Genomic DNA, 22,789 nt, shown 5'->3' on the forward strand with positions numbered 1-22,789 from the left:
GTACCGCGCCGGTAAATGCATAATCGCACCGAGTGCCCCGGGAAACCGCTGACCTGAACCACACACACCAGACCAAGCAGTCGACGTTCGGACGTGGGAGGACAAGCCATGGCATGGCTGCTGGTCGTTGTGGCAGGACTGCTGGAAACCGGTTTCGCAGTCTGCCTGAAGCTCTCGCACGGCTTCACCAGACTCTGGCCCACGGTCGCGTTCTGCATCTTCGCGCTCGGCAGCTTCGGCCTGCTGACCCTCTCCCTGAAGAAGCTGGACGTCGGCCCCGCGTACGCGGTGTGGACCGGCATCGGCGCGGCGGGCACGGCGATCTACGGCATGATCTTTCTCGGCGATCTGGTATCGACTCTGAAGATCGTCTCGATCGGCTTCGTGATCGCGGGGGTCATCGGGCTTCAGCTCTCGGGCTCGGCGCACTGACGGCCACTCAGGTCCGGCTCACTGAAAGTCAGATGACCTCGCGTACCCGCGGGAAATGACAGGCCGCCCCGTCCCCGTCCAGCACGGGCACGTCGTGGGCGCATTTCTTCCGCTCCCCCTCGGCGAGCCCCGCGTACAGCGGGCAGCGGGCCCGGAACCGACAGCCCTCGTACCGCTCGGTCGGGCTCGGCGGGTCCCCGGCCAGCAGGATCCGGGTGCGCTGCCGCTCGCGTTCACGCTCCGGGTCGGGCAGCGGTACGGCGGACAGCAGGGCCTGTGTGTACGGGTGCCGGGGTCGCTCGAAGACCTCCTCGACCGAGCCCGACTCGACGGTCCGGCCGAGGTAGACGACGCTCACGCGGTCCGCGATGTGCCGTACGACGGACAGGTCGTGCGAGACGAACAGATAGGCGAGCCCCAGCTCTTTCTTCAGCCGGTCGAGGAGTTCGAGGACTCCGGCCTGGACGGAGACGTCCAGCGCGGACACCGGCTCGTCGAGGACCAGCAGCTCCGGTTCGACCGACAGCGCCCGCGCGATGCCGACGCGCTGGCGCTGACCGCCGGAGAACTCGTGCGGGTAGCGCTCGGCGTGCGCCGCTTCGAGCCCGACCTGGGCGAGCAGCTCGGGGACGCGCCGGGCGATCGTCGACCGGTCGGCGCCCTGGGTGCGCAAGGGCTCGGCGATGATGTCGCCGACCGGCAGACGCGGGTCGAGGGAGGCCATCGGATCCTGGAAGACGATCTGCATCCGCCGGCGCAGCGCCTTCAGCTCGGCTTTCCCCAGTGTCCCGAGCCGTTGCCCGAACAACTCCACGGTCCCGCCCTCGGGCGCGGCCAGTTCGAGCAGCTCGAAGAGGGTCGTCGACTTGCCCGACCCCGACTCCCCGACGAGCGCGAGGGTCTCGCCGCGCCGGATGTCGAGATCGACGCCGTCGACGGCGTACACGCTGCCGACCCGCCGCCTGAAGACGCTCCCCTTGAGGAGGGGGAAGGTCCTGGTGAGCCCGCGCACCTTCAACACGGGTTCTCCCGTGCGGAGTTCGGTCGCACGGGGCCGTACGTCGTCAAGTCGGGGCACGGCCGCGATCAGCTGCCGGGTGTACGGCTCCCGCGGCCGCCCGAACACCTCCACGGCCGTCCCCGCCTCGACCACCCGCCCCTCGTACATGACGGCCACCCGGTCCGCCATCCCGGCGATCACGCCGAGGTCGTGGCTGACCAGGAGCAGGGCGGCGCCGGTCTCCCGCTGGGCCGTGCGCAGCACGTCGAGGACCTGGGCCTGGATGGTGACGTCGAGGGCGGTGGTCGGCTCGTCGGCGAGGATCACGTCGGGTTCGTTCGCCATCGCCATGGCGATCATGGCGCGCTGACGCATTCCGCCGGAGAACTCGTGCGGGAACGCTCGCGCCCGCGACGCGGGAATGCCGACGAGGTCGAGCAGTTCGGCCGCACGCTCCAGGGCGCGTTCCCGGGAGACGTCCTGATGTGCTCGTACGGCCTCCGCGATCTGGTCGCCGATCCGGTAGACCGGCGTGAACGCGGAGAGCGGGTCCTGGAAGACCATGGAGACGCGGCTGCCCCTGATCCGCGTCAACTCCCTTTCACCGGCGCCGATCAGCTCCTGTCCGTCGAGCCGTACGGACCCTCGTACAGTCGCGTTGTCGGGTAGCAGTCCAAGGACGGCGAGCGCGGTGGCGGACTTCCCCGAGCCCGACTCACCGACCAGGCCGAGGACTTCGCCCCGGGCCAGCGAGAAGCTCACGTCACGGACGGCGGGTCTGCCGTCGAAGTCGACGTCCAGACCGGCCACTTCGAGCACCGTGGTCACCGAGGTCACCGGGAGGCCCCTTTCCTTCGGCGCGAGGTCGGATCCAGCGCGTCCCGCAGCCCGTCCCCCACCAGGTTCACCGCCAGCACGAACACGACCAGGAGCCCGGCCGCGAAGAAGAACATCCAGGGGTACGTCACGGCCGCACCGGTCCCCGAGGCGATCAGCGTGCCGAGCGAGACGTCGGGGGACTGGACGCCGAACCCGAAGTACGACAGCGCGGTCTCGCTCATCACGGCCCCGCCCACCGCGATGGTCGCGTCGATGATCAGAAATGAGGCGACGTTCGGCAGCACATGCCGCCAGATGATCCGGAACGGGCCGACCCCCATGAACCGTGCCGCGCGCACGAATTCGCGCTCCTTCAAGGACAGTGTCATCGACCGCACCACCCGCGCGGTGATCATCCACCCGAAGACGGCGAGCAGCACGACGAGCACGAACCAGCTGCCGCTGGGCATCCGCGGCGAGACGGCCGCGATGATGAGAAAGGACGGGAAGACCAGCAGCAGATCGACGAAGAACATCAGCGCCCGGTCGGCCCACCCCCCGAAGTACCCGGCACACGCACCGACCAACGAAGCGAGCCCGGTCGAGAAGACCGCCACCAACAACCCGATGAGCAACGACTTCTGAAGCCCCCGCACGGTCTGCGCGAACACGTCCTGCCCGATCCGGTTGGTCCCCCACCAGTGCTCGGCGCTCGGCGCCGACCGCAGCGCGGTGTAGTCGATGTGGCTGTACGACCACGGGGTGACGTACGGCCCGACGAAGGCCAGCAGGAACAGCAGCACGAGGACGACGGCCCCGGCGAGCGCGCCCCGATGGCGGACGAAGCGGCGCAGCACCACGGACCCGCGCCCCACCGGGCCTACCACCGCGGTGGGGGCGATGGTGGCCGTCATGACGCCTGCCGGATACGCGGGTCGAGCGCGGCGTGCAGCACATCCGCGAGGAAGCCGGACAGCAGCACGGTGACCGCCGCGAAGAGGTTGACGGCGACGACCGAGTTGACGTCGTTCTTGCCGATGGAGGCGATGAACCACTCCCCCATGCCATGCCAGCCGAAGATCGTCTCGGTGAAGATGGCGCCGGTGAAGAGGGCGAGGAATCCGTACGAGAAATACGTCGACATCGGGATCAGGGCCGTCCGCAGTCCGTGCTTGAGCAGTACGGCCCGACGGCTGAGCCCTTTCGCCCGCGCCGTGCGCAGATAGTCGGAGCCGAGCACGTCGAGCATGGTGTTGCGCTGGTAGCGGCTGTAGCTCGCGATGGCGAAGAGGGCGACGGAAAGCGTCGGCAACAGCAGGTGCACCGCCCGGTCCCTGAGCACGGTCCCGAACCCGCCCTCTAGACCCGGACTCTTCTCCCCGGTGAACTGGATGAGATCCGTCCCGGTCGTCTGGTTGAACCAGATGGCCCCGGTCTTGAGCAGAACCGCCAGCAGGAACACGGGAGTCGAGAGCAGCGCGAAGGACGCGAGGGTCACGGCCTGGTCGCTGAGGCGGTACTGGCGCACCGCCGTCCAGGCTCCGGTCAGCACGCCCGCGACCGTGCCGAGCAGGGTCCCCGCGAGCAACAGCCGCAGGCTGACCCCGACGCGCCGGCCGAACTCCGCGTTGACGGAGGTGCCGTCGATCGTCTGCCCCAGGTCACCGCGGGCCGCGTGCCCCGCCCAGCTCAGGAAGCGGCTGAGCAGCGGCTCCTGGTCGTTGACACCGATCGCGGTGAGGTGGTGGTTCACCGCGTCCGGGGAGATGGGCGGCTGCCGGCCCTCGTAGTAGGCGCGGGGGTCGAGCGCATACGAGGACAGCAGATAGGAGAGGCACACGGCGGCCAGCAGCAGGACGGCGTAGTAGCCGAGGCGCTTGGCCAGGTAGGCAGGCACGGAACGCATCCTTCCGGCCCACTGTTACGTGGCCATGAAGAGACCATGACAGCAGTCCAGAACGGCTCCCACGACCGCCGTAGCCGTTCTACGTTCGGCGCGTTCACTGATGCCCGCCGGCGCTCGCCGGACCGCATAGGCAAACAGTCCAACCCACAAAGGACACCGACATGCGCAGAACCCCCACCGCAGCGCTGGCCGCCGCCACCGCGGCCGCCGCGTTGCTGGTGAGCGGCTGCGGCTCGTCCGACGACGACAAGCCCCAGGCCCAGCAGAGCGCCGCCCCGGCCGGCAGCCAGCAGATCAACGCCCACCCGCTCGACGACATCCAGCAGGGCGGCACCGTCAAGTTCCCGATCTCCCAGTACATCGCGGACTTCAACCGCTACACCGCCAACGGCAACCAGGGCGACGCCGCCGAGATCAGCGAACTCGTCGAGCCCGACCTCTTCTCCGCCGACGCACGCGGCGAGGTCCACCCGAACACGAACTTCCTGCTCTCCGCCTCCGTGACCTCCACCAGCCCCCAGGTCGTCGTGTACAAGCTCAACCCCAAGGCCAAGTGGTCCGACGGCAAGTCGCTGAGCTGGCGTGACTTCAACGCCCTGTGGAAGGCGAACAACGGCACCAACAAGGAGTACGAGGCCGCCAACACCTCCGGCTACGACCAGGTCAGCAAGGTCGAACAGGGCGCCGACGCCCACCAGGTGAAGGTCACCTACTCCTCGCCGTACGCCGACTGGAAGCGGCTGTTCGACCCGCTGCTGCCTGCGGTGGGGATCGACACCCCGGCCAAGTTCAACAAGGGCTGGACGGAGAAGATCCCGGTCACCGGTGCCGCCTTCAAGATCTCCTCGTACGACAAGACCGCCCAGACCATCACCGCGGTCCCGAACCCCGACTGGTGGGGCACGAAGCCCAAGCTGGACTCCATCGTCTTCCGCGCCCTGGACTACACGGCCTGGACGGACGCGTACCTCAACAAGGAGATCGACTACGCCTCGGCGATCCTCCCCGAGGACTACAAGCGCCTGGTGAAGGCCGCCGACACGGACATCCGCACCGGCGCCCGCTGGGACGAGGTCCACATCACGCTCAACGGCGCGAGCGGCCCGCTCAAGGACGTCCGCATCCGCCAGGCACTCCAGCACGCCATCGACCGCAAGTCCATCGCCACCGCCTTCGGCAAGGACCTCCCGGTCGAACTGGAGCCGTACGGCAGCCACTTCTTCATGCCCAACCAGGCCGGCTACCAGGACAACTCCGGTACGTACGGCACGTACGACCTCGACGCGGCGGGCAAGCTGCTCGACGAGGCGGGCTGGAAGCTCAACGGCGACACCCGGGAGAAGGACGGCAAGCAGCTCACCCTCTCCTACACCCTCAGCGCGGGCGGCACCTCCGCCCAGGAGGACCAGGCCGAGCTGGTGCAGGCGCAGCTCGCGGTGGTCGGGATCAAGGTCACCATCAAGAAGGTGCCCGCCAACGACTACTTCTCGAAATACATCACCATCGGCAACTTCGAGCTCGCCAGCTTCCGCTGGGTGGACCAGGTCTTCCGCTCCGAGGCCTACCCGATCTACCGCCAGGTCGACGGAAAGAACCTGTACGAGAACTACGGCTCCGTCGGCTCCCCGGAGATCGACACCCTCCTGAAGCAGGCCGCCGAGACCACCGACCCCACCGAGCAGGCCAAGCTCTACAACGAGGCCGACACCAAGATCTGGGCCCTGGGCCACTCCATCCCGCTCTACCAGCGCCCCCAGGTCCTCGCCGTCCGCTCTGGCCTCGCCAACTACGGTGCGGGCGGCCTGGCCGACGACGACTTCACGAAGGTCGGCTGGCTCAACAAATGACCTTCAAGAGCTGAGCCGGTGCGGCGGGGTCAGCGCGGCCTTCACCAGGTCCGTGATCCCGCCGTCGCCGGGCGGCGCCGCCACACAGGACAGCGACAGACGCACGACCAGTTCGCAGGAGCGGGCGAGTTCGGCCGCGTCCGCCCTCGACGCGCCGAGCGAGACGACGGCCCGGTCGCGAACCAGCGCCACGAAGTCCGCGGGCGAGGGCAGCGGCCCGTCCGCCCGCCGCTGCGCGGGCACGGCGGACGACGAGGGCACCGCCGAGAGCGTCGGCGAGGGCAGCCGCTCACTCCAGCACCCGGTCAGCAAAGCCCGTACGAGCACATTGCTCCGCGCCGCCGACGCGGTCCACTCAGCCGTCGCGACCAGCCGCTCCCGCGCGTCCGCATGAGCGCTCAACACCCGCTCGACCCCCGCGAGATAGCCATCGGCCTCCCGCCGTACGAGGGCACGCGCAAGCCCCTCCTTACTCCCGAACTCGTTGTAGAGCGTCTGACGCGACACCCCGGCGACAGCGGCCACATCAACCATCCGCACCGCAGACCACGCACGACGCGCAAGCGCCGTAAAGGCGGCGTCCAAAAGGGATTCCCGAGCAGCAGGCATCATCGCCTCCCTGGGGCGATCGGCTCCGCAGCTCAGATTTGACGCGCACAGCTTCACTGTCAAGGGTTAGCGACAACCCCAAGGCGCACGCCCCCACCGCGCGCCCCCGCCCGAAGGCGAAGCCGAGCCGCTCACCCAACGGGACGGGCACGCGCCCACCGGGCACCGCTGGGCACCGCTGGGCACCCGGAGCCGACCGCACAGCGCACGCACGCACGCCCCCACGCACCCGCACCCGCCACCCCACCGAAGGGGCCGCGCCGGAACCTCCGCCCGCAGCGGCTGGCGCGTCAACACCGTCAGCTTCCTGAACGGCCGATTCCGCGCCAGACCGAGGACGGAGGCTCCGGCGCGGCCCCGACCCACCCCCGGCGGAAACGCGAAGGCACACGCACCCGCGCAGCCGGCCAACCCCAGCCAGACACGCGCCCCCGCACCGCCCCCACGAAGATCCCCCAGTCCGTATAGCCCTCCCGACGAACGGGCAGATACGGTTCGCTCATGCCCGACTATCACGATGACCTGCGTCTCGCCCACGTCCTCGCGGACGCCGCCGACGCCGCCACGATGGCCCGGTTCAAGGCGCTCGATCTGAAGGTCGAGACCAAGCCGGACATGACCCCGGTGAGCGAGGCCGACAAGGCCGCCGAGGAACTCATCCGCGGCCAGCTCCAGCGGGCAAGGCCGCGCGACGCGATCCTCGGCGAGGAGTACGGCATCGAGGGCACAGGCCCCCGCCGCTGGGTGATCGACCCGATCGACGGCACCAAGAACTACGTACGCGGCGTACCCGTCTGGGCGACCCTCATCTCCCTGATGGCGGCAGCCGAGGGCGGCTACCAGCCGGTCGTCGGCGTGGTTTCCGCCCCCGCGCTCGGCCGCCGCTGGTGGGCCGCGAAGGGCCACGGCGCGTTCACGGGCCGCAGCCTCACCTCGGCCTCCCCGCTCCGCGTCTCCCAGGTCTCGCGCATGACGGACGCCTCCTTCGCGTACTCGTCGCTCAGCGGCTGGGAGAACCAGGGCCGCCTCGACGGCTTCCTCGACCTCACGAAGGTCGTCTGGCGCACCCGCGGCTACGGCGACTTCTGGCCGTACATGATGGTCGCCGAGGGCTCGGTCGACATCTGCGCCGAACCCGAGCTGTCGCTCTGGGACATGGCGGCGACCGCGATCATCGTGACGGAGGCGGGCGGCTCCTTCACCGGCCTCGACGGCCGCCCCGGCCCGCACAGCGGCAACGCGGCGGCATCGAACGGCATCCTCCACGACGAACTACTGGGATACCTGAACCAGCGGTACTGAACCGAGGCTCCTGCGCACCCCCCGGGCGCCCCGAATTCGCCGCACGCGCCCCCTTGTTGACCCTCCTTTTACCTGCGACTCTGAGAGTCCCCCCACTTGTGAACATGTGAACCGCTTCTCATGACGGCCCGCCAGGACACTTGGCGCCGCTGCCAGGAACTCGGCACCCCGCCGAAGACCTGAACGCACCCAGCGACTCGGCACCCTCCCGACGAACTGAACGCACCCGACGAATCGGCCACTCGCCGAAGAACCGGCGCACCCAGTAAATCGACACCCCGCCGATGCACGGGACACACCCAGTGAATCGACACCCCGCCGAAGCACCGGACACACCCAGTGAATCGACACCCCGCCGAAGCTCTGAACGCAGCCAAGCAACCGGCCCCCACCAGGACAAGCGATTCACCAAGGAGGTGGCTCCAGCCCATGCTCGTCCGCGACGCCATGAGCACGGTGGTCCTCACCATCGGCCCGGCACACACCCTCCGCCAGGCGGCCCGCCTGATGTCCGCGCGCCGCATCGGCGCGGCCGTAGTCCTCGACGAGGACTCCAGCGGACTAGGAATCCTCACCGAGCGCGACATCCTCAACTCGGTGGCCCTCGGCCAGAATCCCGACACGGAGACCGCAGCCGGTCACACCACCACCGACGTCGTCTTCGCCGCCCCCGCCTGGACCCTGGAGGAAGCCGCGGCGGCCATGTCGCACGGCGGCTTCCGGCACCTGATCGTGCTCGACGGAGCAGGCCCCGTCGGCATCGTCTCGGTCCGCGACATCATCCGCTGCTGGGCCCCGACCCGCCGACGCACACCCGCACAGGTCTGAGCCCGCCCGTGCAAACGGGCCGGACCCCCTGATTCAGGAGATCCGGCCCGCCCCGACGAAAAGCGCTCCGGCCGGCCACCGACCGTCAGCCCTTCAACCCCTCAGCGCTTCAGCCCTTGAACCCCTCGGCCTTTCAACCCCTCAACCCCTCAGCCCCAGAACCGCAACCTCCAACCGCTTCCCGAACTCCCCGTCGGCCCGCCGGAAGTTGGCGATCGCCCGCTCGGCGATGTCGTCCCGGGAGACCTTGGCGATGAACGTCGCCAGATTCTCGATCAGCCGAACCTTCTCGTCCTCGGAGAGGAGCCGGTACAGATTGCCCGCCTGCACGAAGTCGTCGTCCTCGGCGTGAAGGGGAGCCTCGTGATTGCCGGTTCCACCGGAGACCGGGGTCGACACCCACAGCGGACGGTCGGTCTGGAGGGGACCGCCGAAGGAGTTGGGCTCATAGTTCTTCGCACCCTTGTGGCGGCCGTCGTACAGGAAGCCGTCACGCGAGTTGGTGCGCGCCTCGGTGGCATGCGGCCGGTTCACCGGCAGGTGGTCGGCGTTGATGCCGACGCGGTAGCGGTGGGCGTCGCCGTACGCGAACAACCGCCCCTGAAGCATCTTGTCGGGCGAGGGCCCGATGCCCGGCACGAAGTGGGCCGGAGAGAAGATGCTCTGCTCGACCTCGGCGAAGATGTTCTCCGGGTTGCGATTCAGCTCGAGCCTGCCGATCTCGACGGGCGGATAGTCCACGTGCGGCCACACCTTGGTGAGGTCGAAGGGGTTGAAGCGGTAGTGCGCCGCCTCGGCCGCCGGCATGATCTGCACCTGCACGGTCCAGGACGGGAAGTCACCGCGCTCGATGGCCTCGCGCAGATCGCGCTGGTGCGAGTCGGGGTCGACACCGGAGAGCCGGACGGCCTCTTCGGTGGTGAGGTTCTTGATGCCCTGATCGGTCTTGAAGTGGTACTTGACCCAGAAGACCTCACCGGCCTCGTTGTTCCACTGGTACGTGTGGGACCCGTAGCCGTTCATGTGGCGCAGCGTCGCCGGGATACCACGGTCGCCGAAGAGCCAGGTCACCTGATGCGTGGACTCGGGCGAGAGCCCCCAGAAGTCCCACACGTTGTCGGCTTCCTGCGATCCGGTGTACGGGTCGCGCTTCTGCGTGTGGATGAAGTCGGGGAACTTGATGGCGTCCTTGATGAAGAACACCGGGGTGTTGTTGCCGACGAGGTCGTAGTTGCCCTCTTCGGTGTAGAACTTCAGCGCGAAGCCGCGGGGGTCACGGACCGCGTCCGCGGACCCGAGGTTGCCGGCCACGGTCGAGAACCGCAGGAAGGTCTCGGTCTGCTTGCCGACCGCGGAGAGGAACTTCGCGCGGGTCCACTGTGAGACGTCACGGGTGAGCGTGAAGGTGCCGTACGCGCCGGCGCCACGCGCGTGCACGATGCGCTCCGGGATCCGCTCACGGTTGAAGTGCGCGAGCTTCTCCAGCAGCGCCTGGTCCTGGACGAGGGCGGGCCCGCCGACACCCGCGGTCTCGCTGTTCTGATTGTCGGCCACCGGCGCGCCGGCCTCCGTCGTAAGCGGTCCCTGCGTCACGTGCGCCTCCTGCGTCATTCCTGCAAGTTCTGTCCTTGGCCACTGCCAGAACAGATCCTACATTAGACAATATCTAAATCAATCAAGGCTCCAAAGTCACACCTCTTCGGGATCTGTTCCTCTTACTGTTAGGCTGGCTCCTATGAGTGACCTGTTGGAACGACTGCGCGGACGCGGATGGCGGATGACCTCGCAGCGGCGTGTCGTGGCCGAAGTCCTCGACGGCGATCACGTCCACCTGACGGCCGACGAGGTACACGCACGCGCCGTCGCCAAGCTGCCCGAGATCTCCCGGGCGACCGTCTACAACACGCTGGGCGAGCTGGTCTCACTCGGCGAGGTGCTGGAAGTGGCGACCGACAAGCGCGCCAAGCGGTACGACCCGAACGCCCACCGTCCGCACCACCACCTGGTCTGCGCCCGGTGCGGCGCGATCCGCGACGTCCACCCGGACGGCAACCCGCTCAGCGATCTCCCCGACTCGGAGCGCTTCGGCTTCACGGTCTCGGACGTCGAGGTGACCTACCGCGGCCTCTGTCCGAACTGCGCGGCGGCCTGACGACTTCCTGCCCTTCCCGGCGCACCCGAAGCCGAACACACCGAAGGCCCGGAACCATTGGTTCCGGGCCTTCGGTCTTGAGTAGCGGGGACAGGATTTGAACCTGCGACCTCTGGGTTATGAGCCCAGCGAGCTACCGAGCTGCTCCACCCCGCGCCGTTGATCTGAACAGTACGTCACCCCTGCGGACCAGCGCAAATCCCTTTCAGCCCGTCCGGCGTTTGAGGACGATCCCTTCGGGCGACCGCGGGTCTGGAGGCAGAGCCCCCAGATACGGGAAGGGCAGGGGCGGAGGGGGCGAAGAAAATCCCCGCCCCCCCCCACCACCCGAACCCCCACCCTCACGCCGACAACTCCTCCCGCAACGCATCCCGCAGCCGAGCCGCCCGCTCGGAAACCTCGGCGGGCCCAAGAGACACGGCCCGGTCGGCCCACCGCTGCCCCTCGGCAAGCTCCCCGCCCCGCGCGTACACGAGCGCGAGCCGAAGCGCCGCCCGCCCGTGCCCCGCGTCAGCGGCCCGCTCCCACCACACCGCGGCCTCCGGCTCACTCCCCTCCCGAGCGAGCAGCAGCCCCAGATTGAACGCACCGTTCCGCGACCCGGCTTCCGCGGCCTCGCGGTACCACCGCGCCGCCTCCACCACGTCGCCCCGCGCGGCGGCCAGCATGCCGACCCGCACCTGCGCCCGGCGGTGCCCCTGAGACGCCGCCCGCTCGTACCACTCCTCGCACTCGCTCTTCTCCTGCGCGGGCTCGCCCAACTCATGTGCGGGCACCGGCGGCCGCCGAGCGTCGAGCACGGCGGCCAGCCGGTACGCCGCCTCCGCGCTGCCGCCCCCCGCCGCACCCCGCAGATGCCGCTCGGCCTCCCGCTCGTCGCCCTCCCGCAGCCGCGCGATGGCCACCTGAAGCGCCGCCTCGGTGTGCCCGGCGGCAGCGGCCCGCTCGTACCATCGCAGCGCCGCCGCGTCGTCGTCCTCGGTCCCCCGCCCGGCATGCAGAATCCCCAGATTGAACGCGGCGTCCACGCTTCCGGCCTCCGCGGCCTTGGAGAACCACGGCTGGGCCCCGGCGGCGTCACCGACCTGGAGCAGCAGGATGGCCAGCGCGTTCGCCGCCTCGCGGTGCCCCGCGTACGCGGCACGCCGGTACCACTGCTCGGCCTGCGCGGTCCGCCCCTGCTCGGCACAGAGCAGCCCGAGGTTGTACGCCCCGTTCACATCGCCGGCGTCCATCGCGGCGCGGTACCAGCGCTCGGCGGTCTGCGTCTCGCCGCGCTCGGCATGCAGCGCGCCCAGGGCGTTGGCCGCGTTCCCGTCGCCGTCCTGGGCGGCCCGCAGCCACCACACGGCGGCACTGTCGGGGTCGCCCGCATCCCGGAGCAGGAAGCCGAGCGCACAGGCGGCCCGCGCCTCGCCGTCCTTGGCGGACGTGAGATACCAGCGCCCAGCCTCCTTGAGCTGGCCGCGCTTCTCCAGGATCGCCCCGAGATGCAGCGCAGCTCTCCGGTGCCCGCGTGCGGCGGCCTGCCGATACCACTGTTCGGCCTCTTCACCGCCGGCGCCGATGACGCCGTTGTCGGCCCTGGCACGGCCCGAGTCCACGACCTTGCGGTCGAGGGCCCGCGCCAGCCGGTACGCGGCCTCGCGGTGCCCGCGCTCGGCGGCGGCCCGCATCCACTGCTCCGCGCCCACGTCGGCGCGGTGCTCCAGCAGATCCGCGAGCGCGTACGCGCCCAGCGCGTGCCCCTGCTCGGCGGACTGGCGCAGCCAGTACTCGGCGGCGGGCTCGTCGCCGCGCTCGCGGTGGTAGCGGCCGAGGGCGTGCGCGGCGGCCGCGGAGCCCGCGACGGCGGCGATCCGCCACCAGCCGGCGGCGTCTTCGGCGTACCCGCGCTGGTGCAGGAGGACACCCAGGTTGTTGGCGGCCGCGCGGTCACCGGCGGCGGTGGCAGCGCGCAGCTGAGGCTCGGCTCCGTCGAGATCACCGCGGCGCAGCAGCATCGCTCCGAGGACACTCATCGCCTCGACATCGCCGGCTTCCGCGGCGAGCCGTTGGCGTGCCTCCTCGACAGCCTCGCCGGTTTCGTCCCGATCGGAAGGCTGCACAAAACGCCCTGTATCCAACAGAGTTGCCTTGTCCCCCATAACGTCCATCGTCGCACCACCTGCAACCTGGGTACACCTGGTATACCGCAGCCAGTGAGGTCACTTCAGCGTTTTGTCGACATGCCCACAGAGAGACAAGTCAAACACGGATTTCCCAACTACCCCCGTTTGGAGCAGCACTTCACGGGAGTCGCCGGGTCACCACGGAAGCCTCGCGCGTCGCCGCACGCGTCGAAGGCCCGGATCCTTGATCAGGATCCGGGCCTTCGATTTTAGTAGCGGGGACAGGATTTGAACCTGCGACCTCTGGGTTATGAGCCCAGCGAGCTACCGAGCTGCTCCACCCCGCGCCGTTGTGTTGCAACCGTACCACGGCGCGGGGTGGCCCCTGACTCAGTCGCCGCCCGGGCTCGGACTACTGCTCGGACTACCGCTCGGGCTGCTGCTCGGACTCGGACTGCTGCCGCTGCCACCGCTGGTCTCGTCGGCCTTGGCCTGCGCTTCCTCGGCCCGCTTCAGCGCGTCCTCAAGATCCTTCTGAGCCACGCCGTACGCCTCCCAGTCGCCCTTCTGGAGAGCTTCCTGGCCTTCGTCGAAGGCCTTCTGGGCGTCGCCGAGCGCCTCCTGGACCGTCGGGTTGTTCGACGTCGGCGGTGGCTCCGTGGTCTCGTCCGGTGGTGGTGGCTCGGTGGTCGAACCCTCTGTCCCCAAGACCTTGTTGAGCGCTACGTCGAGGGTGTTCTCGAAGGCGGTCCTGCCTCCGTAGCTCACCAACACCTTGCGCAGCAGTGGGTACTTCAGTCCACCACCGCGTACGTAGACGGGCTCCACATAGAGCAGCCCTCCGTCGAGTGGCACCGTCAGCAGGTTGCCGTACTCGACCTCCGAGTCGCCGCCCTGCAGAAGTCTGATGGACTCGGCGATGGTCGGTTGGGAGTTGAACTGACTCTGGACCTGTTTGGGCCCGTCGACCGGTTCACTGGTCGGCAGTTTCAGAATTCTGATCTTGCCGTAGTCAGGGGTGCCCGCCTCGGCGTTGACCGACATGAAGGCGCTCAGGTTGTCTCTGCCGTTCGGCGTCAACGTCGTCGTCAGCGAAAACTCCTGCGCCGTCTGTCCGGGCATCTCCATGCTCAGGTAGTACGGCGGGACCGCGTCGCCCGACTTGTTCGTCGGGTCGTCCGGCACCTGCCACACCTCGCTGCCGCTGAGGAAGGTGTCAGCGTCCTTCACGTGGTAGCGGGTCAGCAGCTCGCGCTGGACCTTGAACAGGTCCTGCGGGTACCGGAGATGGGCCATCAAGTCGGCCGAGATGTCGCTCTTGGGCTCCACCGTGTTCGGGAACGCCTTCATCCAGGTCTTCAGGACCGGGTCCTCGGTGTCCCACTGGTAGAGCTTGACCTCGCCGGTGTACGCGTCGACGGTCGCCTTCACCGAGTTGCGGATGTAGTTGACCTGGTTCTGCTGGGCCACCACCGCACGCTGGTTGTTGGTCGCGGTCAGCGAGTCCGCCGTCGTGTCGCCCAGGGTGGTGCGGGAGGCGTACGGATAGCCGTTCGTGGTCGTGTACGCGTCGACGATCCACTGGATCTTCCCGTCGACCACGGCCGGGTAGGCGTCACCGTCGATGGTCAGCCAGGGGGCCACCGCCTCGACACGGTCCTTGGGCGTGCGGTTGTAGAGAATCCGCGAACCCTCCCCGATAGCGCCCGAGTAGAGGATCTGCGGCTCACTGAACGCCACTGCGTACGCGGCCCGGTTGACCGGGTTCGAGAGGTTGACCCCGCTCTTGCCCGTGTAGCTGGTGGTCTTCTCGCCGTCGTCGTCCGAGTAGTCGATCTCCTTCTGGGGACCGCCGACGATCGAGTACTGCGTGGTCTTCTCGCCGTAGTAGACCCGCTGCTCGTACGTGCCCAGGTCGCCCTTGGACGGCAGGTCGGACTCGGTGAAGACCGGCTGGCCACCGGAGGTCGCCGTGGTGCCCTTGGCGGCGACCACGCCGTATCCGTGCGTGTAACGGAAGTGGTCGTTGATCCAGTTGTTCTTCGGAATACCGGCGAGGTTCAGCTCGCGCAGACCGATGACCGTGTCCTGGTCCGTACCGTCCACGGTGTACCGGTCGACGTCCAGGTTGGTCGGGAAGGCGTAGTAGTTCTTCATCTGCTGCAACTGCTGGAACGCCGGCGAGACGATGTTCGGGTCCAGCAGGCGGACGCTCGCCGTGGTGTCGGCGTCCTCGCGCAGCTTGGTCGTGTCCTTGGTCTCGCTGGTGCCCGCGTAGTCCGTGACCTCGGCGTCCTGGATCCCGTAGGCCTCCCGGGTCGCCTTGAGGTTCTTCTCGACGTACGGCGCTTCCTTGGCCTGCTCGTTCGGCTGGACCTGGAACTTCTGGACGATCGCCGGGTACAGGCCGCCGATGAGGATCGCGGAGAGCACCATCAGACCGAAGCCGATGACAGGCAGCTGCCAGGTCCGCCGCCACAGGGTGGCGAAGAACAGCAGCGCGCAGATGACGGCGATGCAGAACAGGATCGTCTTGGCCGGCAGATACGCGTTGGCGTCGACGTACCTGAGACCCGTCCAGTTGTCGGTCGCCTTGAAGTCACTGGACTTCACGGCGAGTCCGTACCGGTCGAGCCAGTAGGCGACCGCCTTCAGCGCGACGAAGAGGCCCAGCAGCACCGAGAGATGACCGGTGGCGGCGGCCGTGGCACGCGCCCCCGGGCTGGTGACGCGCAGCCCCCCGTACAAGTAATGCGTGAGCGCGGCTGCGATCAGCGAGAGCACGATGGCGGCGAAGCCGAAACCGAGCAGGAAGCGGTACCAGGGCAGGTCGAAGGTGTAGAAGGAGATGTCGAGGCCGAACTGGGGGTCCTTCTGGTGGAAGGGAACCCCGTTCACCCACATCAGCCACGTACGCCACTGGCCCGAGGCGGACGCGCCGGCGATCAGCCCCACCAGGGACGTGATCCCGAGAAGCAACCACCTCTTGTACGGCGCGATCCCCATCCGGTACCGGTCGAGGCTCTGCTGCTCCATCGACATGGCACTCAGCGGCGGGCGCAGCCGGTGCGCCAGCCAGATGTTCACGCCGACCGAGGCCGCCATGAGGAGACCGAAGACAAAGAACAGCCCGATTTTCGTCGACAAAGTGGTCGTGAACACGGACGAGTAATGAACCGAGCGGTACCAGAGCCAGTCCGTCCAGAACCCCGCGAACATGACGAAGGCCATGGCCAGTGCGGCCAGCACGCCCAGTGTCATGAGCAGGGTCCGGACACGCCGGGACGGTCGGCCCACTCTGATCCGTGGCCCCGTCGGGCCTCCGCCGCGGTCCGGCATCTGGAAAGCCAAGGTGCGCACCTCGAAGTTCGCTGTTGGTCCGTCAGGTCCCCGTGATCGTGGACCATTCGTCAGGCTCCGTGATCGTGGAGCCTCATCTATGCAACTTACTCACGCTTTACTCGGTTCCCGTTTCCGGGTACTAACGAGGCAGGATTGTGACCATGTCCAACACTCCCATGGCGGCGAGCCCGCTCACCCGGGCCGTACTCGAGATCGACGAGTACGCCTCCGGCCTCGGCTGGGACCAGCCCGCTCGCCTCTTCGCCCTCGTAGACACCGCTCGGCTGCGGACCCAAGAACCCGGCCTCGCGGCCCAGCTCGGCCTGCAGGACAAGCCGGAGACCACCGGTCTCACCCCTATCGAGCAGGACGAGATCCCTGCCGACAAGCCGCTGGACGAGTTCCTCGGCACCATCGCCTGGCCGGACGCCGTGGTCGGCTGCGCGCTCACTGTGGAGCGGCTGATGCTGCCGCCGTCCGCCGAGGCCTCCGTCCCGGAGGGCCTCAGCGAGAAGAAGCTCACGAGGTGGGTCGCCGAGCACCCGGACCGTCAGGAGGTACGTATGACGGTCGGTGTGCTGCGCGACGGCACCCGCGACTCCGCGCTGCGCCTGCGCGAGAAGGACGCCCCGACGGAGGTGCTCACGGGCTCGGGCCTGGTGCCGGGACTGGCGGAGGCGCTGTCGGCGACCTTCGCGGAGTAGTCCTTCGGACTACTTGGTGCTGCACTCCGTCAGGTCGCCCGTCTTGCCGGAGCTGATGTCCTTGAGGGCGCTCATCGCGTCGTCGATGGTGTTCACCTTGACGAGCGTGAGCCCCTTGGGGGTGTCCTTGGCAGCGTCCGCGCAGTTGTCCGCGGGCGTCAGGAAGTACTGGGCGCCCTTCTCCCGCGCGCCGACCGTCTTCATCTCGATGCCGCCGATCGGGCCGACCTTGCCGGCGTCGTCGATGGTGCCGGTGCCGGCGACGAACTTGCCGCCGGTGAGGTTGCCCGGGGTGAGCTTGTCCACGATTCCGAGCGCGAACATCAGCCCCGCGCTCGGTCCGCCGACATCGGCGAGCTTGATGTCGATGGTGAACGGGAAGGTGTGGTCGGTCCCGGCGGAGATGCCGACGATGGCGCGTGATTCACCTTCGTCGTCGGACTTCTTGGTGGTGAGCGTGATGTCCTCGGTCTCGGTCGCCGTCTTGTGCTCCTTCTCGGCGGCGGCCTGAGCCTTGGCGGGCACGATCGTGAAGACGACCTTCTCGCCCGGCTTGTGCTTGGTGACCAGCTTCGCGACGTCGTCGTACGCCTTCACCGCCGTACCGTCGACAGCCTTGATCACGTCTCCGGCGTGCAGCTCGCCCTCAGCCGGGGAGTCCTTGAGGACCGTGGAGACGATCACCCAGGACTGCACCGGGATGTCCAGCTCCTCCAGGGCCGCGACCTTGGCGCTCTCCTGGGACTGGCTGAACTCCTCGGCGTTCTCCTGCGTCGACTGCTCCTCCGTCTTGCCGTCGGGGTAGAGCGTGTCGTGCGGAACCACCTTGTTGTCGTGCGCCAGCCAGCCGTAGACCGCTTCGACGAGGTTCATGTTGTAGTCGGCGCTGGTGACCCGGACGGTCGTCATATTGAGGTTCCCGGTGGCCGGGTAGGTCTTGCGCCCGGTGATCTGCAGCACGGGCTCGCCGTCGTGATCGCCCAGCGTGTTCACGGTCGGGCCCGGCGACATCTCCGAGTACGGCACTTTGATGAACACTCCCGCGCACAGGAGCGCGATCAGGATCAGGGTGGAGGCGAGCATCGTCGCGGTGCGGCGTGGCATGCCACGACATTACGGGACGGCACTGTCAACGCACCGTCGGGGCCGTCCGTACGGGGCCCTGCGCTTCGGTGGGAAAGCCCCGAAGCGTCAGACGGCGTCGGAGGAGGACTTCTCCAGGGCCCCGGAGGTCTTGGCCACGGCCACAGGCGCCTTGGCCACAGCCACCGAGGTCTTGGCCACGGCCACGGACGTCTTGGCGACCGTCACGGACGTCGTGGCGACGCCGGGCCTCTCCACAACCTCATGCCTGCCCACAACCTCATGCCTGCCCACGACCTCAGGCCTTTCCATGGCCGCGCGGAAGCGTGCGTAACCGTCCAGCTCGATGCCGTCTCCCGCAGTCTTGCGATTCCGGCTGGCCCAACTACCCCACAGTCCGGCACCGATCGCAGCCAAAAGCGGAATCAGCAACCAGGCGAGCGCCGCCATGCCGACCTCCCAACCCCGTGAGCGACCGCAACTGACTGATCAGCAGATTAACCATCAGCAGTGTCAACGCTCATGGCAGGGGGTCGGTTACGCAACCGGAAGGCGGATGACACGTCGGTGACGAACTCGGCCAACGACTCGGTGAACCCTCAGCAGGCCCCGACCCACTCCTCCGTGCCGTCCGAGAACTTCTGGTGCTTCCAGATCGGCACTTCGTGCTTCAGATCGTCGATGAGCTTGCGGCACGCCTCGAACGCCTCACCCCGGTGCGGGCACGACACGGCGACGACGACAGCGAGATCCCCGACGCCCAGGTCCCCGACCCGGTGGACGGCGGCGAGCGCCCGCACCGGGTACTCGGCGACCACCTTCTCGGCGACCCGCCGCATCTCGGCCTCCGCACTGGGGTGACACGAATACCCCAGCTCATCGACGTCGGCTCCCCCGTCATGATTCCGCACCGTCCCCACGAACAACGCGGTCCCCCCGGCGGCATCGTCCCCCACAGCCCGGAAAACTTCGTCGAGCGACAACGCCTCCTCACGAATCGCAAGCAGCCGAATAGGATCCTGCGCGCCCTGCTCACCGGGATGCTCATAGGTAGGTGCCATACGCCCATCGTGCCGCACCCCACGGACACCTAGGAATACCGTCATCACCCGGCACAGGGCATACCCCTTCGGAGGAGCCTCCGAGAATCCAGCCCGTCCGGCGCTTGAGGACGAGGCACAACCTTCAGCCCGTCCGGCGTTTGAGGACGAGGCCGTTCAGGCCGACAGCGGGGGTCTGGGGGCGGCAGCCCCCAGGAACGGGACGGGAAGGGGCGGAGGGGGCGAAAAACCCGCCTCTACGCCAGCAGAGCCGGAGGGCGCCATGAACACGCGCGCGGGCGCACCCAAGCCCCGGCACTCAGATCCGCCGCCGAGCCTTCCGCGCCCGCCGCACCACCGCAGCCGCCCCCAGCAACGCCACCGTGGCCCCCGCGGCCCCAGCCGCAGTCGCATCCTTGCGCCCAAGCCGCCGCCCCACCACAGTGTGCCGCCCGGCGACCTCCTCCAGCAGCTCCGCAAGGACCTCCTCGTTGGTCCACCGGGGCCGCCACCCGGCGTCATGCAGCCGACTCCCACTCACGACCCAGGGATACATCGTGTACGCAAGATCACCGGCAGGCGAGGGAGTGAGCCCGATCCGGTGCAGCCGAGCCGCCGCGCCAAGAGCGACCGCCGACGGCAGCTCCATCCGCCTGATCCCGCTGAGCTCCTCGACCTCCTCCTGCTCCAGCCACCCGTCGCACCCGACGGCCAGTTCCCCCTCCACCTTCTCCACGACGGCGTACTCCAGAGCACTGCACAGGTCCTCGACGTGACAGAACTGCCACGCGGGCCGCGACCCCGCCACCACAAGCAGCCGCGGCGACTCGAAATACCTGGTCAGAGCCGTATCGGTGCCGCCGACCAGCACAGCGGGGCGGACGACGGTGACATTAAGTCCCGGATGCGCGCGCGGCGCCCGTCGCGCGAGCCGCTCGATCTCCAGCAGGTCACCCACCCCCGTGGCCTCGGCGGTCGCCCGCAGTTCGGCATCCTCGGAGAGGGGCAGTTCGTTGTCGGGCAGCGCCCCGTAGACCATCGCGGAGGTGCACAGCACCACCCGGTGCACCCCGGCCGCGGCGGCAGCCGTGAGCACGGTCTGCGTCCCCCGTACGTTGTACGCCGTCCGTGCTGCCGCGTCCGACTCCAGATCGAGGTCGAGCGCGAGGTGCACGACGACATCCGCTCCGCGCAGCTTCTCGGCGATCACCGGGTCGCGGACGTCCAGGATGTGCCACTGAGCGGCCGCGCACTCGCCGCGCCGCTCGTCGATGGCGATGACCTGCTTGATCCCTTCGCTGGCGGCGAGCCGCTCGGTGAGCAGCGCACCCACGCCGGACGCGGCGCCGGTGACCGCGACGACGGGCCCGCGCGCTGCCGGGCTGGTTGAGTGGTTTCGCGCTGCGCGAACCTGCGGATCTGGGGAACTCACCGGGCGTCTCCAGCGGTTGTCTTCAGTAACGGACGCGCGTGACGCGTGCGTACCAGGTGGCATCCATCCTGCCGCAGGCGGAGAGTCGGCGAAGCACCGAGGCCTGATCGGGCTGAGGTGTCTACGCTGGGTGGTGTTGTCGGGCAAGCCGCCGTCGGGGAACGAACCGGCGGCCTTACCAGCCGAGGAATCCCGTGAGTGACACCCCATTCGGATTCGGCCTTCCGCCGGAGGAGCCGGAGAACGGCGACGAGGGCAAGAAGAAGGACCAGGAGAGCGGCGGTGGCCAGGGACCGGCCAACCCGCTCGGTTTCGGGGGATTCCCCGGAGCCGGCGGCCCCGGCGCCGACAATCCGCTCGCAGCCATGTTCGGTTCCATGAACCCCAATGACCTGGGCGCCGCATTCCAGCAGCTGGGCCAGATGCTCTCGTACGAGGGCGGTCCGGTGAACTGGGACATGGCCAAGCAGATCGCCCGCCAGACGGTCTCCCAGGGCACCTCTGACGGCACCAAGGACGCGAGCGTCGGCCCCGCCGAGCGCACCGCGATCGAGGAGGCCGTGCGCCTGGCCGACCTGTGGCTGGACGACGCGACCTCCCTGCCGTCCGGCGCCGGCTCCGCCGTGGCCTGGAGCCGCGCGGAGTGGGTCGAGGCGACCCTGCCGGTGTGGAAGGAGCTCGTCGACCCGGTCGCCGAGCGCGTCGGCGCGGCCATGGGCGAAGTCCTGCCGGAGGAGATGCAGGCCATGGCGGGCCCGCTCATCGGCATGATGCGCTCCATGGGCGGCGCCATGTTCGGTACGCAGATCGGGCAGGCCGTGGGCGTGCTCGCAGGTGAGGTCGTCGGTTCGAGTGACATCGGTCTGCCGCTCGGCCCGGCCGGCAAGGCCGCGCTGCTGCCGCTGAACATCAAGTCGTTCGGCAAGGACCTGGGCATCCCCCAGGACGAGGTGCGGCTCTATCTCGCCCTGCGCGAGGCCGCCCACCAGCGCCTCTTCGCGCACGTGCCGTGGCTGCGCTCGCACCTGTTCGGCGCTGTCGAGGGCTACGCGCGCGGGATCAAGGTCGACACGGCCAAGCTGGAGGACGTGGTCGGCCAGTTCGACCCGCAGAACCCGGAAGAGCTGCAGAACGCGCTTCAGCAGGGCATGTTCCAGCCGGAGGACACTCCGGAGCAGAAGGCCGCGCTGGCCCGCCTGGAGACGGCTCTCGCGCTCGTCGAGGGCTGGGTGGACGCGGTTGTGCACGCGGCCGCCAAGCCGCGTCTGACGTCCGCCGACGCGCTGCGGGAGACGCTGCGCCGCCGTCGCGCCTCGGGCGGTCCCGCCGAGCAGACCTTCGCCACGCTGATCGGCCTGGAGCTGCGCCCGCGCCGTCTGCGAGACGCCTCGCGCCTGTGGGCCTCGCTCACCGACGCGCGCGGTGTCGACGGGCGTGACGGTCTGTGGGCCCACCCGGACATGCTTCCCACCGCCTCCGACCTGGACGACCCGGACGGCTTCGTGCACCGCGAGCAGTTGGACTTCTCCGAGATCGACAAGATGCTCGGCGAGGCGGCGGACGGCTCCGGCTCCGGCTCCGGCGAGAAGCCGAACCTGAAGAAGGACGACGACAAGGGCGACGACGCCGAGTGAGCCTGTACGACGACGCGGTCCTCGTACTCAAGAGCTACGAGGACCAGGAAGAGCTGCGCCAGGCGTACCTGGACCATCTGGCGGCGCACCCGGACGGCATGTGGAAGGCCTGCACCGTCGGTCACATCACGGCGAGCGCCCTCGTGATCGACCCCGAGCACGGCCGCGTACTGCTGACCCTCCACAAGAAGCTGCGCATGTGGCTCCAGATGGGTGGTCACTGCGAGCCGCAGGACGCCACGATGGAGGCCGCGGCTCTGCGTGAGGCGACGGAGGAGTCGGGCATCGCGGCTCTCGAACTGCTCCCCGGCGGTCCGGTGCGGCTGGACCGGCATCCGATCCCGCCGCCGTGCCACTGCCATTTCGACGTCCAGTACGCGGCGGTGGCCGCACCGGGAGCCGTGCAGGAGATCAGCGACGAGTCGCTGGACCTGCGCTGGTTCGCGTACGAGGAGGTCGCGGGCGTGGCCGACGAGTCGGTCGTACGACTCCTGGAAGCGACCCGCGCGCGACTGTGAACGGGTAAGGGCGACACACGGGTAAGGGGC

19 protein-coding genes and 2 tRNA genes are annotated in these 22,789 nt (G+C 68.8%); 8 read left to right on the top strand and 13 right to left on the bottom strand.

The features are described from left to right. Positions 1 to 108 precede the first annotated feature (108 nt). Positions 109 to 432, top strand: a complete 324-nt coding sequence (locus ACFWP7_RS18805; RefSeq protein WP_384382648.1) for a DMT family transporter — start codon at positions 109 to 111, stop codon at positions 430 to 432. Between the two features lie 28 nt (positions 433 to 460). On the opposite strand, the gene ACFWP7_RS18810 is transcribed toward ACFWP7_RS18805, so the two are convergent. Genes ACFWP7_RS18810 through ACFWP7_RS18820 form a run of 3 tightly spaced genes read right to left on the bottom strand, consistent with a single transcriptional unit; the run spans position 461 to position 4,148 of the window. Then, positions 461 to 2,269 (bottom strand): dipeptide ABC transporter ATP-binding protein, encoded by a 1,809-nt coding sequence (locus ACFWP7_RS18810; RefSeq protein ID WP_384382649.1) that lies wholly within the window; start codon positions 2,267 to 2,269, stop codon positions 461 to 463. Beyond that, entirely contained in the window at positions 2,266 to 3,165 is a 900-nt protein-coding gene (locus ACFWP7_RS18815) for an ABC transporter permease (protein WP_384382650.1), read from the bottom strand. Before ACFWP7_RS18815 ends, ACFWP7_RS18810 begins: the two co-directional genes overlap by 4 nt. Beyond that, complete coding sequence (locus tag ACFWP7_RS18820; RefSeq protein ID WP_384382651.1) at positions 3,162 to 4,148, bottom strand: ABC transporter permease; 987 nt, start codon at positions 4,146 to 4,148, stop codon at positions 3,162 to 3,164. The genes ACFWP7_RS18815 and ACFWP7_RS18820 overlap by 4 nt, the downstream gene beginning before the upstream one ends. A 170-nt stretch (positions 4,149 to 4,318) precedes the next feature. On the opposite strand from ACFWP7_RS18820, the gene ACFWP7_RS18825 reads away from it, so the two are divergent. Continuing rightward, on the top strand, positions 4,319 to 6,004 hold the full coding sequence (locus ACFWP7_RS18825; protein WP_384382652.1) for an ABC transporter family substrate-binding protein: 1,686 nt from the start codon (positions 4,319 to 4,321) through the stop codon (positions 6,002 to 6,004). A gap of 3 nt (positions 6,005 to 6,007) precedes the next feature. On the opposite strand, the gene ACFWP7_RS18830 is transcribed toward ACFWP7_RS18825, so the two are convergent. Continuing rightward, positions 6,008 to 6,613: a TetR/AcrR family transcriptional regulator gene (locus ACFWP7_RS18830; RefSeq protein WP_384382653.1), complete on the bottom strand. Its 606-nt coding sequence runs from the start codon at positions 6,611 to 6,613 to the stop codon at positions 6,008 to 6,010. Between the two features lie 501 nt (positions 6,614 to 7,114). Between ACFWP7_RS18830 and hisN the strand changes: the two genes are divergently transcribed. Continuing rightward, positions 7,115 to 7,915, top strand: a complete 801-nt coding sequence (gene hisN, locus ACFWP7_RS18835; RefSeq protein WP_384382654.1) for a histidinol-phosphatase — start codon at positions 7,115 to 7,117, stop codon at positions 7,913 to 7,915. 429 nt (positions 7,916 to 8,344) lie between these two features. After that, positions 8,345 to 8,743, top strand: coding sequence for a cyclic nucleotide-binding/CBS domain-containing protein (locus tag ACFWP7_RS18840; RefSeq protein WP_384382655.1), 399 nt, complete (start codon positions 8,345 to 8,347; stop codon positions 8,741 to 8,743). 141 nt (positions 8,744 to 8,884) lie between these two features. Here the strand turns inward: ACFWP7_RS18840 and ACFWP7_RS18845 are convergent, their stop codons facing one another. Beyond that, on the bottom strand, positions 8,885 to 10,354 hold the full coding sequence (locus ACFWP7_RS18845) for a catalase (protein ID WP_384382656.1): 1,470 nt from the start codon (positions 10,352 to 10,354) through the stop codon (positions 8,885 to 8,887). 124 nt (positions 10,355 to 10,478) lie between these two features. On the opposite strand from ACFWP7_RS18845, the gene ACFWP7_RS18850 reads away from it, so the two are divergent. Beyond that, positions 10,479 to 10,895 carry a Fur family transcriptional regulator gene (locus tag ACFWP7_RS18850; protein WP_384382657.1) on the top strand — a complete coding sequence of 139 codons (417 nt, stop codon included), beginning with the start codon at positions 10,479 to 10,481 and terminating at the stop codon, positions 10,893 to 10,895. 82 nt (positions 10,896 to 10,977) lie between these two features. Here the strand turns inward: ACFWP7_RS18850 and ACFWP7_RS18855 are convergent. The 4 genes from ACFWP7_RS18855 to ACFWP7_RS18870 form a co-directional block, all read right to left on the bottom strand. Continuing rightward, a tRNA-Met gene (locus ACFWP7_RS18855) sits at positions 10,978 to 11,051 on the bottom strand. 185 nt (positions 11,052 to 11,236) lie between these two features. Then, positions 11,237 to 13,051: a tetratricopeptide repeat protein gene (locus tag ACFWP7_RS18860; protein ID WP_384382658.1), complete on the bottom strand. Its 1,815-nt coding sequence runs from the start codon at positions 13,049 to 13,051 to the stop codon at positions 11,237 to 11,239. 228 nt (positions 13,052 to 13,279) lie between these two features. Next, a tRNA-Met gene (locus tag ACFWP7_RS18865) sits at positions 13,280 to 13,353 on the bottom strand. A gap of 43 nt (positions 13,354 to 13,396) precedes the next feature. Beyond that, on the bottom strand, positions 13,397 to 16,345 hold the full coding sequence (locus tag ACFWP7_RS18870) for a UPF0182 family protein (protein ID WP_384382698.1): 2,949 nt from the start codon (positions 16,343 to 16,345) through the stop codon (positions 13,397 to 13,399). A gap of 164 nt (positions 16,346 to 16,509) precedes the next feature. Here ACFWP7_RS18870 and ACFWP7_RS18875 point away from each other — a divergent pair, with 164 nt between their 5' ends. Further along, entirely contained in the window at positions 16,510 to 17,052 is a 543-nt protein-coding gene (locus ACFWP7_RS18875) for a PPA1309 family protein (protein ID WP_384382659.1), read from the top strand. A gap of 9 nt (positions 17,053 to 17,061) precedes the next feature. On the opposite strand, the gene ACFWP7_RS18880 is transcribed toward ACFWP7_RS18875, so the two are convergent. From ACFWP7_RS18880 to ACFWP7_RS18895, 4 genes are all read right to left on the bottom strand, one after another. Further along, entirely contained in the window at positions 17,062 to 18,156 is a 1,095-nt protein-coding gene (locus ACFWP7_RS18880; RefSeq protein WP_384382660.1) for a PDZ domain-containing protein, read from the bottom strand. An 87-nt stretch (positions 18,157 to 18,243) separates the two neighbouring features. Continuing rightward, positions 18,244 to 18,585, bottom strand: coding sequence for a hypothetical protein (locus ACFWP7_RS18885; RefSeq protein ID WP_384382699.1), 342 nt, complete (start codon positions 18,583 to 18,585; stop codon positions 18,244 to 18,246). Between the two features lie 149 nt (positions 18,586 to 18,734). Continuing rightward, positions 18,735 to 19,196 (bottom strand): molybdenum cofactor biosynthesis protein MoaE, encoded by a 462-nt coding sequence (locus ACFWP7_RS18890; RefSeq protein ID WP_384382661.1) that lies wholly within the window; start codon positions 19,194 to 19,196, stop codon positions 18,735 to 18,737. 298 nt (positions 19,197 to 19,494) lie between these two features. Continuing rightward, a complete protein-coding gene (locus ACFWP7_RS18895) occupies positions 19,495 to 20,607 on the bottom strand; it encodes an SDR family oxidoreductase (RefSeq protein ID WP_384382662.1) in 1,113 nt (370 codons plus the stop codon). 194 nt (positions 20,608 to 20,801) lie between these two features. Between ACFWP7_RS18895 and ACFWP7_RS18900 the strand changes: the two genes are divergently transcribed. Next, the gene (locus ACFWP7_RS18900) at positions 20,802 to 22,241 is read left to right on the top strand and encodes a zinc-dependent metalloprotease (protein WP_384382663.1); all 1,440 of its coding nucleotides are present in this window, start codon (positions 20,802 to 20,804) and stop codon (positions 22,239 to 22,241) included. Further along, positions 22,238 to 22,759 (top strand): NUDIX hydrolase, encoded by a 522-nt coding sequence (locus ACFWP7_RS18905; RefSeq protein WP_384382664.1) that lies wholly within the window; start codon positions 22,238 to 22,240, stop codon positions 22,757 to 22,759. Before ACFWP7_RS18900 ends, ACFWP7_RS18905 begins: the two co-directional genes overlap by 4 nt. Positions 22,760 to 22,789 lie beyond the last annotated feature (30 nt).

Source organism: Streptomyces sp. NPDC058470, assembly GCF_042721055.1.
Lineage (GTDB): Bacteria > Actinomycetota > Actinomycetes > Streptomycetales > Streptomycetaceae > Streptomyces.

Bases quoted from the DNA above. Each gene is read 5' to 3' on its own strand.
- ACFWP7_RS18860 (WP_384382658.1), bottom strand. From the start codon at position 13,051: ATGGACGTTATGGGGGACAAGGCAACTCTGTTGGATACAGGGCGTTTT.
- ACFWP7_RS18805 (WP_384382648.1), top strand. From the start codon at position 109: ATGGCATGGCTGCTGGTCGTTGTGGCAGGACTGCTGGAAACCGGTTTC.
- ACFWP7_RS18845 (WP_384382656.1), bottom strand. From the start codon at position 10,354: ATGACGCAGGAGGCGCACGTGACGCAGGGACCGCTTACGACGGAGGCC.
- ACFWP7_RS18890 (WP_384382661.1), bottom strand. From the start codon at position 19,196: ATGGCACCTACCTATGAGCATCCCGGTGAGCAGGGCGCGCAGGATCCT.
- ACFWP7_RS18850 (WP_384382657.1), top strand. From the start codon at position 10,479: ATGAGTGACCTGTTGGAACGACTGCGCGGACGCGGATGGCGGATGACC.
- ACFWP7_RS18870 (WP_384382698.1), bottom strand. From the start codon at position 16,345: ATGCCGGACCGCGGCGGAGGCCCGACGGGGCCACGGATCAGAGTGGGC.
- ACFWP7_RS18885 (WP_384382699.1), bottom strand. From the start codon at position 18,585: ATGGCGGCGCTCGCCTGGTTGCTGATTCCGCTTTTGGCTGCGATCGGT.
- ACFWP7_RS18815 (WP_384382650.1), bottom strand. From the start codon at position 3,165: ATGACGGCCACCATCGCCCCCACCGCGGTGGTAGGCCCGGTGGGGCGC.
- hisN (WP_384382654.1), top strand. From the start codon at position 7,115: ATGCCCGACTATCACGATGACCTGCGTCTCGCCCACGTCCTCGCGGAC.
- ACFWP7_RS18875 (WP_384382659.1), top strand. From the start codon at position 16,510: ATGTCCAACACTCCCATGGCGGCGAGCCCGCTCACCCGGGCCGTACTC.
- ACFWP7_RS18830 (WP_384382653.1), bottom strand. From the start codon at position 6,613: ATGCCTGCTGCTCGGGAATCCCTTTTGGACGCCGCCTTTACGGCGCTT.
- ACFWP7_RS18840 (WP_384382655.1), top strand. From the start codon at position 8,345: ATGCTCGTCCGCGACGCCATGAGCACGGTGGTCCTCACCATCGGCCCG.
- ACFWP7_RS18880 (WP_384382660.1), bottom strand. From the start codon at position 18,156: ATGCCACGCCGCACCGCGACGATGCTCGCCTCCACCCTGATCCTGATC.
- ACFWP7_RS18825 (WP_384382652.1), top strand. From the start codon at position 4,319: ATGCGCAGAACCCCCACCGCAGCGCTGGCCGCCGCCACCGCGGCCGCC.